At 53.2% G+C, this 10,231-nt stretch carries 11 protein-coding genes and 3 pseudogenes; 8 read left to right on the top strand and 6 right to left on the bottom strand.

Annotated elements, in window-relative coordinates; all coding sequences use genetic code 11:
- A pseudogene (locus GOB85_RS17545) lies at window positions 1-98 on the top strand (IS5/IS1182 family transposase); the annotation flags it as partial.
- A gap of 296 nt (window positions 99-394) precedes the next feature.
- On the opposite strand, the gene GOB85_RS17540 reads toward GOB85_RS17545, so the two are convergent.
- Both GOB85_RS17540 and GOB85_RS17535 read right to left on the bottom strand, forming a co-directional pair.
- A complete protein-coding gene (locus GOB85_RS17540) occupies window positions 395-898 on the bottom strand; it encodes a YciE/YciF ferroxidase family protein (protein WP_010669324.1) in 504 nt (167 codons plus the stop codon).
- A gap of 128 nt (window positions 899-1,026) precedes the next feature.
- Window positions 1,027-1,305 (bottom strand): hypothetical protein, encoded by a 279-nt coding sequence (locus GOB85_RS17535; protein ID WP_173578392.1) that lies wholly within the window; start codon window positions 1,303-1,305, stop codon window positions 1,027-1,029.
- A gap of 587 nt (window positions 1,306-1,892) precedes the next feature.
- Here GOB85_RS17535 and GOB85_RS17530 point away from each other — a divergent pair.
- The 5 genes from GOB85_RS17530 (at window position 1,893) to GOB85_RS17510 (ending at window position 6,934) form a co-directional block, all read left to right on the top strand.
- Complete coding sequence (locus GOB85_RS17530; protein ID WP_173578393.1) at window positions 1,893-2,399, top strand: (2Fe-2S)-binding protein; 507 nt, start codon at window positions 1,893-1,895, stop codon at window positions 2,397-2,399.
- Window positions 2,396-3,403, top strand: coding sequence for an FAD binding domain-containing protein (locus tag GOB85_RS17525; protein ID WP_173578394.1), 1,008 nt, complete (start codon window positions 2,396-2,398; stop codon window positions 3,401-3,403). The genes GOB85_RS17530 and GOB85_RS17525 overlap by 4 nt, the downstream gene beginning before the upstream one ends.
- Window positions 3,404-3,415: 12 nt before the next feature.
- Window positions 3,416-5,650: a xanthine dehydrogenase family protein molybdopterin-binding subunit gene (locus GOB85_RS17520; RefSeq protein ID WP_173578395.1), complete on the top strand. Its 2,235-nt coding sequence runs from the start codon at window positions 3,416-3,418 to the stop codon at window positions 5,648-5,650.
- Window positions 5,651-5,709: 59 nt separating this feature from the next.
- Window positions 5,710-6,297: a cysteine hydrolase family protein gene (locus GOB85_RS17515; protein WP_173578396.1), complete on the top strand. Its 588-nt coding sequence runs from the start codon at window positions 5,710-5,712 to the stop codon at window positions 6,295-6,297.
- A 67-nt stretch (window positions 6,298-6,364) separates the two neighbouring features.
- On the top strand, window positions 6,365-6,934 hold the full coding sequence (locus GOB85_RS17510; RefSeq protein WP_173578397.1) for a hypothetical protein: 570 nt from the start codon (window positions 6,365-6,367) through the stop codon (window positions 6,932-6,934).
- Here the strand turns inward: GOB85_RS17510 and GOB85_RS17505 are convergent.
- The 3 genes from GOB85_RS17505 to GOB85_RS17495 form a co-directional block, all read right to left on the bottom strand.
- Window positions 6,899-7,612 (bottom strand): MgtC/SapB family protein, encoded by a 714-nt coding sequence (locus GOB85_RS17505; protein WP_173578398.1) that lies wholly within the window; start codon window positions 7,610-7,612, stop codon window positions 6,899-6,901. The genes GOB85_RS17510 and GOB85_RS17505 overlap by 36 nt on opposite strands.
- A 203-nt stretch (window positions 7,613-7,815) precedes the next feature.
- Window positions 7,816-8,010 carry a hypothetical protein gene (locus GOB85_RS19465; protein WP_242011613.1) on the bottom strand — a complete coding sequence of 65 codons (195 nt, stop codon included), beginning with the start codon at window positions 8,008-8,010 and terminating at the stop codon, window positions 7,816-7,818.
- Window positions 8,011-8,069: 59 nt separating this feature from the next.
- Entirely contained in the window at window positions 8,070-8,285 is a 216-nt protein-coding gene (locus tag GOB85_RS17495; RefSeq protein WP_269110124.1) for a cytochrome c oxidase subunit 3, read from the bottom strand.
- Window positions 8,286-8,359: 74 nt separating this feature from the next.
- On the opposite strand from GOB85_RS17495, the pseudogene GOB85_RS17490 reads away from it, so the two are divergent.
- Together GOB85_RS17490 and GOB85_RS17485 are read left to right on the top strand one after the other, a co-directional pair.
- A pseudogene (locus tag GOB85_RS17490) lies at window positions 8,360-9,171 on the top strand (IS5 family transposase).
- Window positions 9,172-9,269: 98 nt separating this feature from the next.
- Window positions 9,270-10,021, top strand: a protein-coding gene (locus tag GOB85_RS17485) for an IS5 family transposase (RefSeq protein ID WP_173578401.1) whose coding sequence is annotated in 2 segments (ribosomal slippage) — window positions 9,270-9,600 and window positions 9,600-10,021 — 753 coding nt in all. Because the reading frame shifts where the segments join, the coding sequence is not laid out codon by codon here.
- Here the strand turns inward: GOB85_RS17485 and GOB85_RS19085 are convergent.
- A pseudogene (locus tag GOB85_RS19085) lies at window positions 9,988-10,231 on the bottom strand (3'-5' exonuclease); the annotation flags it as partial. The gene GOB85_RS17485 and the pseudogene GOB85_RS19085 overlap by 34 nt on opposite strands.

Genomic DNA, 10,231 nt, shown 5'->3' with positions numbered 1-10,231 from the left:
CGAAGGATGTCGAGACAACAATCTCGTCATCCTGCGCATGGTTGATGATTGCCCATATCCGCAGAGTTCTGCGAAAAATCAATCAAACCGCTTTCTGATTCAGGCTCTAAGAAAATACCCGCCGACAACCGATAGAAGTTCGCCGGTCTCTATTGCCGGTCTGTATTGACTGTATAATCGTCAGTCGCCGATGGTCACGTCGATGCCGCAGCCCAGAAACTCGTCTGATTTTAAGCTATATTCTGCCAACTATGCTCGATATATTTTCAATCAAAAATAACTCAATTTCCATTTAACCCTGCTTTATACACGAAGAGTTACAGAGTCTTTTCTCTTCCCTCTCCGTGACAAAGAAAGCCAGATGACTTCGCTCACCAGAAAAATCTTTCCAGCATTAGGCTGCATGCTGGTTTACACCCTTCTCGGCGATATGTGTCAGTTTCTGATCAGCCGATTTTTCCTCCTCAAGCGTCTGCTTCAGGACGGCGGCACAGTCGGGACGGCCAAGCTGTATGGCATAAGCGATAAGGCTGCCATAACGGGTTATTTCATAATGCTCTACGGCCTGAGCGGCTGAAAGCATGGCGGCGTCACAAACTTCAGGATCATCACAATCACTAATAATGTCTTTTGCCTCGGCAAGGATTCCATCCATAGCCTGACACGTCACCCCTTTAACGGGCTGATCGTGCATATGGAATACCCGCTCCAGTCTGCGGACCTGCTCTTCCGTTTCCGTCAGATGATGCTGAAATGCCGCCTTCAGCTCCGGATCAGCAGCGTTTTCCACCATCGTGGGCAAGTTCTTGACGATCTGATTTTCAGCATAATAGATATCCTGAAGGGTATGCACAAACAGATCGTCAAGGGTCCTTATCGGTTTCGAAAAAAAGCCCATGGATTTTCTCCATTTTCGAAAGCCTGTCCTTTACCTGACTGGTATGGGACAGTTCGTAAGTTAAGGAAAGCATTCGGTTTCCGGGGACATCAGCGATATTGCCGATGTCCCCGGTAGCAGACACAGAGTCAGCTATTTTTGTGGCTCTGCTGGCCTGCTTTGACATGTTGCTCATGCGTGCCGCCCCGCGTGCCGGAGCCATGCTCGCCTTCCTCTTTCTCGCTATGCGATGTGCTTGCATTCTTGTGGCTCTGCTCACCAGCTTTGACGTGCTGCTCGTGAGTGCCGCCTCTCGTGCCGGAGCCATGCTCACCTTCATTCTTTTCGTCATGCGACGTGCCAGTGTTCTTGTGGCTCTGTTCGCCAGCCTTGACATGCTGTTCGTGACTGCCACCTTGATTTGCCATTTTTCTATTCCTCGTTTCCAATATTAAGACGGTCACGGATACGACCGTCATTACAACAAACCCTTCTGTTTGAAGGAGGTTTCAAGATTCATTGAAAGTTACAAATTTTTTAGAAAGGTGACGCATTACAATAAAACACGAACGCTTCTTTTGCAATTCATGATCAATAAATTTTCTATACAATATTGATTATGCTACTGGGATATGCAATCTGACTGAACATGAATACATCTGAACATAGCTAATGTTTTTTGAATACATAAAGAGAACGCAAGCGGAATGCATCTCGGTATCGACTTGAGAAAAGCACAACATGACAAGATGCGCTCATTCAGGCACCTACGGACGCATTTTCTACATTATTCATGAAAGAAATATCAAAAACTATATATAAAATACTCTAAAATATCCCCTACACGTTCATTCATGGAGCATAGGAGTTTGCCGATTATGGTAACGGCTGGCAGCTAAACATCATCCAGTAGAGAAAAGAAACTTTTATTCATCGTTTTCGCATGCGAAGCGCAACTCATGGCTTCTCAAATCCTTAAACCTGCAGAACCTGATATCCGCAGGAGCAATTTCTCATGAACCACGCATCCCCCACGGCTCCCTGTCGTCTCCGGATCAATGGACAGCACTATGCCGCTGACCTGCCGCCATCCGTCACATTGCTGGACCTGCTACGGGAACGGCTCGACCTTACCGGGACCAAAAAGGGATGCGATCACGGACAATGCGGTGCATGCACTGTGCTCATTGACGGAAAACGCGTCAAAAGTTGCCTCGTACTTGCCGTCTCGATACCGGACGCTGCCGTCATAACCATTGAAGGCATCAATCAGGACGGTCAGTTGCACCCGATGCAACAGGCTTTCATCGACGCTGATGCATTCCAGTGCGGTTACTGCACACCGGGACAGATCATGTCGGCCATCGCCTTGCTGGAAGAGGGCCATGTCCATTCCCGCGAAGAGATCCGTGAGTTCATGAGCGGCAATCTCTGTCGATGCGGGGCCTATAACGGCATTGTCGAGGCTATAGAGCACGTCATTGCTCAACAAGATCAGGACAGCAAGGGAGAGGCCGCATGAGGAATTTTTCGTATTCGCGGCCCGGTACTTTTGATGAAGCATGCCGTGTCACTGAGCACACGCGCTTTCTCGCTGGAGGAACGAATCTGATCGACCTCATGAAATCGGATGTCGAGCGGCCTGCCCATGTGACTGACCTCAAATCCCTGTCCATGAACCAGATTGAAGAACTGCCTGATGGCGGCCTGCGTCTTGGCGCTCTGGCAACCAACGCCGATACCTCAGCTCATCCTCTTGTCATCAGACACTTCCCAGTTTTGGCCTCAGCTATTCTCGCAGGTGCCAGTCCCCAGATCCGGAATGTAGCGACCAATGGAGGCAATCTGAATCAGAGAACACGCTGCCATTACTTTTACGATCCCGATATGGTCTGCAACAAACGCTCACCCGGCACCGGCTGTTCTGCCCGTGGTGGTCGAAACCGTATCATGGCTGTGCTGGGAACGAGTGAGGCGTGTATTGCAACATTTCCATCAGATATGTGCGTCGCCCTCGCGGCTCTGAATGCAACAGTTAATCTCCACGGTCCGAAGGGTGAGCGATCGGTGGCTCTCCGTGACTATCATCGTCTGCCGGGAGAGGCACCCTGGATTGATAACGTCCTGCAGCCGGGCGAGATAGTCACGTCCATTGATTTGCCTTCAGTTTCATTCGGCGAACATTACACCTATCTCAAAATCCGGGATCGACTTTCTTTCGCTTTTTCAATCGTGTCTGTTGCTGTTGGTCTGGAAATGGAAAGTGGACTCATCCGGCGAGGTTATCTCGCGTTGGGTGGCGTAGGCACAAAACCCTGGTGTGTACCCGAAGCAGAAGCGTTGATGAAAGACAAACCACCCTCTCATTCTCTTTTCCGGGATGTGGCCGAACGTATCCTGGAGGGTGCCGTTGTTGATCGTGATAATGCCGCCAAGCTGAAGCTCGCGCCGCGCGTGATCGAACGGGCGCTGTGGCAGGCCGCAGAGGGAACGCCTCAGTCCCAGACCTGCAAGACTATCCGCTGAAGGAGACGGAATATGAATGTCATATCAGCGAAGATCGGGCAGCCCGTTTCGCGTATTGATGGTTTTGCCAAGGTGACCGGGCAGGCAAAATATGCCGCTGAACCTCATCCACCGGGGTTGTTGTACGGCGTTATCGTCAACAGTCTGATCGCTCGGGGCCGCATCGAGGCTATCCATGATGAGGCGGCGCGCGCGGTTCCCGGTGTGATTGAGGTTATGACGCATCATAATCGCCCGCACACGGCGTTGTTTGAAAAATCCTATGTGGACGGACTGGGCGTGCCGGGATCGCCATACAGGCCTCTGCATGACGCGGAAATTCGCTTCAACGGGCAGCCGGTCGCCGTAGTCTTCGCTGAGACGTTCGAGGCGGCGCGTGAGGCAGCGATGCTGATTCAGGTCGATTACGAGCGCTGGCCGCATAATGCTGATTTCGATGCTGCCCTGTATCAGAAATACATGCCGTCAAAAACACGCAGCAATTATGTCCCGCCGAAAACACGGGGAAATGCTTCCGAAGCATATGCTTTGAATCCGATAAAGATCGAGGGGCGCTTTCATCTTGCTCCGGAACATCACAATCCGATGGAGATGCATGCCACGACCGTCATTCCTGAAGAGGATGGCACGTTGACGGTGTGGGACAAGACACAGGGGCCTCAGGCAGTTCAGACTTATCTGGCGAGTGCTCTGTCACTTTCCGGGAAGAAGGTGCGTGTGCGCAATCCGTATGTAGGCGGTGCGTTTGGCTCCGGGCTGCGGGCGCAGCACAATGTTTTTCTTGCGGCACTTGGGGCAGAGATGCTGAAGCGGCCTGTCCGCGTGACCCTGACGCGACCGCAGATGTTCACGCATGTTTTCAGGCCGGAAGCGGTCATGGATATTGCGCTGGCGGCTGACAGGGACGGAACCCTGCAATCCATCATTGTCGAGGGCGTCACCGATACGTCGCGCTTTGAGCACAATATGGAAAATCTCGTTATCTGGGGACTGATCGGTTATAAATGCCCGAACGCGACGGCGGATTATAAAATAGCGCCGCGCGACACCTATACTTCCAGTGATATGCGCGCACCGGGTGCTGCAACCGGCGTCAACCTTTTCGAAATGGCGATTGATGAACTGGCATGGGCCTGCAGAATGGACCCGCTGGCGTTCCGGCGGCACAATTATTCAGATATCGACGCCATGCATAACATGCCCTTCACCAGCAACGCTTTGCGAGAAGCGCTTTTGCTCGGGGCAGAACGGTTCGGCTGGAACGAACGTCCACTCGCGCCACGCAGTCTGCGCGATGGAAAGGAACTGATCGGTTGGGGGATGGCGACCGGCATCTGGGATGCGATGTTTTCTCCCACTTCCGCCCGGGCCAGGCTCACTTCTGACGGGCGGCTCCACATCGCGACCGCAGCTTCGGATATCGGGACCGGCACCTATACGATCCTGGTGCAGACGGCGTCAGAAGCGTTCAGTATGCCTATTGATCGGATCGATATTGAACTGGGAGATTCCACTCTGCCAGAATGTCCGACGGAAGGCGGCTCATGGACGGCTGCCTCGGCCGGAGCGGCCGTATGGCTTGCATGCCAGAGTCTGTGCGAACAATTTCTGAAATTACTGAAAAAAAATAAAAATACTCCCGATTGGATGAAGCAGGATGAAATAACAGTGGCAGAAGGCGAACTGCACGGGGTCAGGAATGGCAGCCCCGTGGCTCTTTCCCTTCAGGATGCTTTATCTTTTATCGGGCAAGACTCTATCGAAGCGGAAGAAACCGCGAAACCGGGACTTCGTGGGAAAATCAGCGAGATGCGGAAGGCCCGCTTTACCCACAGTGCGGTCTTTTGTGAGGTGCGCGTCGATGAAGATCTCGGCATTGTTCGCGTGACGCGCCTTGTGAATGCGGTGGCTGCAGGACGCATCATGAATCCGAAAACGGCAGCCAGTCAGGTGCGCGGCGCGATGGTGATGGCGACCGGGATGGCGTTACATGAAGAATCACTGATGGATGAGCGGTATGGCCGTTTCATGAACCATAATTTCGCGGAATATCATGTTCCATCTCACGCTGACATTCCGGAGATGGATGTCCTGTTTGTTGATGAAAAAGACAAAGAAATCAGTCCTCTGGGGGTCAAGGGAGTGGGTGAGATCGGCATGTGCGGTACGGCAGCCGCAATCGCCAATGCTATTTTTCATGCTACCGGGAAACGGCATCGTAATCTTCCGATCATGTCCGGTGCCTGACAGGAAATTCGGTATGGATCAGGGAAAAAATCTTATTCAGCCGGAAACCTTCCTTCAAGATGAGAGATGGCTTCATGTTCTGCATCCACATGCAGAACATGTTCCGTGAGAAAACACCGTGGCGTGCTCCGTGGATGCCCCATATCCTTCCCAATGTTGTCGATATTGTAAAACGGAATACGCGGAAAACGGTTTTTACACGCTTCATTCCTCCGCAATCCGCCGATGACGCGCGCGGAGCGTGGCGGGAATATTACGAACACTGGCATGAAATGACACGGGCGGAGATTGATCGGCATCTTCTTGAGCTGGTACCGGAATTAGGCGGCTTTGCGTCTTCTGATAACGTGTTTGAAAAGAACAGTTATTCCGCGTGGCGATCGGGAGAGTTTCGCCATTATGTCAGGCGGTATGATCCGACGGCCATTGTGCTGACGGGAGGCGAGACGGATATCTGCGTTCTGTTTACGGCTCTGGAAGCCATAGACCGGGGCTACAAAACTGTTGTTATTTCTGATGCCAGTTACAGCTCGATGGATGAGATGCACGACACCATACTGGATTTTTATACCACGCGATTTACAAACCAGCTTCTGACGCTCTCCACAAGGGAGTTTAACTGCCTTGTGTCAGCAACCGGCGGCTAAGCATTTTTCTCCGACTTCGCGTTCCAGAAAATGATGTATCATACTTCACGCAAAGTCAGGATACATCATGACAAAATCCAATATTCTTCTGATACGCCATGCGGAAAAACCCGATAAATGTCTTCATGAAACCGGGATCGACAATCATGGCCGGGATGACCCTTATTCACTGAGCAAAAAGGGCTGGCAGCGGGCGAAGGGGCTTGTGGGTCTTTTTACTGATGAAGAGGACCGATTGCCGGTACCAGACCGTATTTTTGCCTCCGCGTTCCGCCCTGACGGCGGTCATAGCCGACGACCGGAACAGACCGCCCTGCCTCTGTCCGAAACATTACATTGTCCTATAGATCTGACCTGGGCATTGCATCAGGAAAAGGAACTGAGTGTTGTTCTGTCCGGACTAAAGGGCACGTCTCTGGTCTGCTGGCAGCATCAAGGGCTCGCGGATCTGGCAAAAGCCGTTTTAGTAACACAGTGGTTTTCCGCTCTTCAGGAATGGCCTCCTAATTGTTATGATATGATCTGGCGGATCAGCCGATCCGGTTCAGAGACGCGGTGGAGCTTTGTATCATATCACATGACCGACGACGGCAGATTGCAGTTACATGCCGATGAAACCGGCAGGCCTCCATTGTAATGCCGAGACGCCGGGACGCCGCGCCAGTTCCGCGACAAAGGTTGGCGGCCACACAGTGCGGCGACGTCCACGCCACCGAAGTTCAAAATGCATTTCCGCTTTTTCACCCTGTTCTGAATACGCGACGGATTGCCCGGCGATCTGAATGGAAGCATTGGCACATCGGGAAATGAGTTCTTCAGTTATCGGCTTTTTTGTATCTGCAATGACGACAAGTACCGCCCGTTGATCTTCGTGTAATGCACGTTCTATAAAACTAAAGCCCCACAGGACGGCAAGGCCCAGCACGGCGCCAATAACGCCCAGAATAATCTGACCGCCGCCGAAACACAGGCCGATAACGGTGACGATCCATAGGGTCGCGGCAGTTGTGACGCCGAGAACCATATTCTCCCTCCGCAGAATAGCACCCCCACCGATGAATCCCATTCCGGACAGGATGCCAAGGGGCAGACGCATCAGGTCCAGTGTCACGAAGGAGTCCTGCCTTTTCCCCACCGTGCCGAGCAACCAGTTCGCCTGCAGCATGGCGAGACAGGCGGCGAGGCAGACCAGTGTGGTTGTACGCAACCCGGCCGGACGTCCACGCTGATCACGATTAAGACCAAATGCTATTCCCACTGCCAGCGCGGCAATGAGCCGCAGCAAAATGTCACTCCAGTTCAATGTCATCGTCATTATCGGCGAGACTCCTGTCAGGGAAATACCTTTCCAGATAAACAAAAAATCTGTGGTCCCGAGAAATTTACGGTGTCGCCGTGTGGGCATTAAAGCCTGTCCGCATGACAACGCCCGATCCGGCTACAAGGTTCTCTTCCCTCGTCAGGGCGCGGTATCAGGCGGTGTGCGCGGGTTCTGTGGGGTAGACGATAGCGTATCGCCTACTGGGAAATTTGTTCGTGTAAAACGTCCAGACCGCCCAGTGCGAGCAGAATGGACAGCCAGAACAGACCGCCAATGGCAAAAATCGCGGCCAATGGCGGTGCTCGTGTAATACGCATGAAGCCCCAGGCAACCAGCTGCGCCATCAGTCCGGCACACGCGCCAATGCCCCAGTTGAGCCCGGCTGCACTCATGAACAGTTCCACTGCCAGCAGCAATAACAACATAAGCCAGCATGACAGGACGCGGACCATCACACCCGTCCGATCAGGTACAGGACAGGGAAAAGCAGGATCCAGACCAGATCGACAAAACTCCAGTAAAGACCGACGATTTCCACGGGAATAGGGCGAAGTGGTTTACCCCTACCCCGGTAAATCTGTTGGCAGACCCAAGCGATCAGCCCGATCCCCACCAACATGTGCAGGCCATGCAGTGCGGTAGAAAGAAAATAAAAACTGTAGAACAGTTGCGCGCCACCAGCCTCTGGGCCGCCTAGAGGCTGTTATGTACTTTCGTGTGTGAATGGTCCAGTAAAGATGGATTATTACTGCACGCAGGCCGTATCCATCTGATATCAGTGACGAAGAATGGTCTCTGATTGTTCTGTATCTCCTTCTGATGAAAGAGGATGCGGAGCAACGGCATCATGATCTGAGGGAGTTGTTCAACGGTCTGCGATATGTGATCCGTTACGGTATTGCATGGCGTGCGATGCCAAACGATCTGCCCCCGTGGTCTGCGGTTTATCAACAATCACGCCGCTGGATGGAGGCGGGATGTTTCGAGGCTGTTGTCCACGATCTTCGGGCTGTACTGCGGCTGGCTGCAGGAAAGCAGGCTAAGCCGACAACGGCGATCATCGACAGCCGGACACTGCGTTCGACCCCGGAGAGTGGATCGCGCGCCGGGTATGATGGCGCGAAAAGAAAGAAGGGATCGAAGCTGCACATGGCGGTCGATCCCTGGGGCATCTTCTGGCCCTGCACGTCACACCGGCAAACAGGGATGACCGGGCAGAAGTCGGTCCACTGGCGGAAGCCACTCAGCAGGCGACAGACGGTAGCGTTGAACTGGCATGGGCTGACCAGGGCTATACCGGATCAAAAGCAGCCAATGCAGCAAAAGAGCACGACATCACTCTCGAAATCGTCAGGCTGCCTCAGGCTAAACGGGGTTTTGTGCTGCTGCCCCGTCGCTGGATTGTGGAACGGTCTTTCGCGTGGGCCACGCGATGCAAAAGGCTGGTCAAAGACTACGAGCGCTGCGCCTCAACACTTGCTGCAATGCATACCATCGCCTTCGCTGGTTTCATGCTCAGAAACGCAGCTAACCTGCTCATGCAAAGTGCATAACACCCTCTAGTTAGGTCTAATCGACATTCAGGATTCCCCAGTTCTCTGATTGCTGTTTCATAGGTCTCTGTGTTGATGCGCGGAGCGGATAAATGGGGATCAAGCGATACGAATTGAACACGGCGCAATGGGAGAAGATCGCACTCCTGCTGCCCGGCAAGGCGACTGATCCTGGTCGGTCGGGATCGGATAACCGTCTGTTCGTAAACGGCTGTTTGTGGGTATTGCGTTCCGGCGCGCACTGGTGCGACCTGCCGGAACGCTATGGCAAGTGGAAGACAGTGCATCGACGTTTCAGCCGCTGGTGCCATGCCGGTGTCTGGGAACGGGTCTTTGACGCGCTGACCGCTGATCAGGACAATCAGTATCTGATGATCGACAGCACCATCGTCCGCACCCACCAGCAGGCGGCGACCGGAAAAGGGGGGCGCAAAATCAGGCTCTGGGGCGTTCCCGAGGTGGATTGACCACCAAGATCCACATGTTGGCTGACGCCCTGGGGCGGCCATTACGGTTCATTATCACAGCTGGTCAAGTTCATGATGCGACGCAGGCATCTGCCTTGCTCGAAGGCCACAATATGGGCGCGGTCATCGCCGATAAGGCTTATGACAGCAATGAGTTCCGCGAACAGATCGCTGTCATGAGCGCAGAGGCTGTCATTCCGTCAAAACGGAACCGCAAGGTGTTCATCCCGCACGATCGCGCTCTTTACAAGCACCGTAATCGTATCGAGCGGTGCTTTAATCGCCTCAAACATTTCCGACGCTTCGCTACCCGATATGATCGACGTACCATCCATTTCCTCGGCTTCGTTCACCTCGCCTCAGCCATGATCTGGATGGCCTGAATGTCGATTGGACCTAGTGCAGTTCTGTTGGATACCGGTAGGATTGACGCGAGCAGTTCGATTACGGCACGGCAATCATGCTCCGCCCGGTGCCGATCGTAAAAAAAGCCTGCGCCAGCAGCTAGGTAGTGCAGCTTTGTGCCCTCAAAACCTTCAGCTGCCCAATCGATTTCGGACATCGAACACGCCCATGGCTTGGTGGTGAATACG

It is taken from the genome of Acetobacter fallax (assembly GCF_011516735.1).
Taxonomy (GTDB): Bacteria; Pseudomonadota; Alphaproteobacteria; order Acetobacterales; family Acetobacteraceae; genus Acetobacter; species Acetobacter fallax.
The sequence above is the reverse complement of the archived record's forward strand: the minus strand, read 5'-3'. Positions and strand labels throughout refer to the sequence as shown.

Coding starts and splice junctions, on each gene's coding strand:
- GOB85_RS17540 (WP_010669324.1), bottom strand. CDS start 898: ATGGGCTTTTTTTCGAAACCGATAAGGACCCTTGACGATCTGTTTGTG.
- GOB85_RS17535 (WP_173578392.1), bottom strand. CDS start 1,305: ATGGCAAATCAAGGTGGCAGTCACGAACAGCATGTCAAGGCTGGCGAA.
- GOB85_RS17530 (WP_173578393.1), top strand. CDS start 1,893: ATGAACCACGCATCCCCCACGGCTCCCTGTCGTCTCCGGATCAATGGA.
- GOB85_RS17525 (WP_173578394.1), top strand. CDS start 2,396: ATGAGGAATTTTTCGTATTCGCGGCCCGGTACTTTTGATGAAGCATGC.
- GOB85_RS17520 (WP_173578395.1), top strand. CDS start 3,416: ATGAATGTCATATCAGCGAAGATCGGGCAGCCCGTTTCGCGTATTGAT.
- GOB85_RS17515 (WP_173578396.1), top strand. CDS start 5,710: ATGAGAGATGGCTTCATGTTCTGCATCCACATGCAGAACATGTTCCGT.
- GOB85_RS17510 (WP_173578397.1), top strand. CDS start 6,365: ATGACAAAATCCAATATTCTTCTGATACGCCATGCGGAAAAACCCGAT.
- GOB85_RS17505 (WP_173578398.1), bottom strand. CDS start 7,612: ATGACGATGACATTGAACTGGAGTGACATTTTGCTGCGGCTCATTGCC.
- GOB85_RS19465 (WP_242011613.1), bottom strand. CDS start 8,010: ATGAGTGCAGCCGGGCTCAACTGGGGCATTGGCGCGTGTGCCGGACTG.